The sequence below is a fragment of the Kitasatospora nipponensis genome (assembly GCF_039528135.1).
Lineage (GTDB): Bacteria > Actinomycetota > Actinomycetes > Streptomycetales > Streptomycetaceae > Kitasatospora > Kitasatospora nipponensis.
Genome location: NZ_BAAALF010000640.1, coordinates 1 through 802, shown reverse-complemented (window position 1 = coordinate 802; position 802 = coordinate 1). Strand labels below are relative to the sequence as shown.

The following is an 802-nucleotide window of genomic DNA, read 5'->3' as shown; positions in this document are numbered from 1 at the left end:
CACGTGGTTCGGGACCACCTGGCCGGCGAGGAAGTTGAGGTTCGACGTGCCCGGGCGGGGTGCGCCGTCGGCCCAGACGGTCAGGTAGCCGCCCGAACTCGGCGCCACCGCCGTCACGTTCAGCACCGACCCGGTCGCGCCCGCCGGGGCACCGGACGCCACCTTGAGGAACGCGCCCGGACCGATCGCGCCCGGACCGTTGCGGGTGTCCACCAGGCGGGTCGGCACCGTCGGGGTGAACAGCGAGTCGCCGCCCGCCCCGTAGTAGCCGAAGACGTCGGCCACCACGTGGGTGTTGCCGCCCTTGTTGAGGACCGTCACCTTGCCGTCGGTGCGGATCGGCACGATCGCCTGGTTGGCCAGGGTCTGACCGGCCGAGAAGTTCAGGCTCGACGTCCCCGGCTGCTCGGTTCCGCTCGCGTACGCCGTCAGGAACCCACCCGAACTCGGCTCGGTCACCGTCAGGTTGAGCACCACCGACTTCGCGTCGGCCGGCACCCCACCCGCCCCGCGCACCTGGAACGACACCGTCCCGTCCGGCACGACCGCCCCACCCACGGCGCGGGTGTCGAGCACCCGGCTCGGCGCCAGCGCCCCGAACCGGTCGCCGCTGCCCTCCTGGTAGTAACCGACCTGATCGACCAGCACGTCGACCGGACCACCGGAGCCGTTCCGGACGGTGACCCTGCCGTAGACCCCACCAGGGACGGTCACGAGATTCGAACCGCTCTGCCCGGCCAGAAAGTTCAGGCTCGACGTCCCCGGTACGGGCGCACCGCCCGGGTAGACGCTCAAGAAGCCG

At 71.8% G+C, this 802-nt stretch carries 1 pseudogene; it reads right to left on the bottom strand.

The annotated features are described in order from the left end of the window. Positions 1-714, bottom strand: a pseudogene (locus ABD323_RS42435) (hypothetical protein); the annotation flags it as partial. Positions 715-802: the final 88 nt, after the last annotated feature.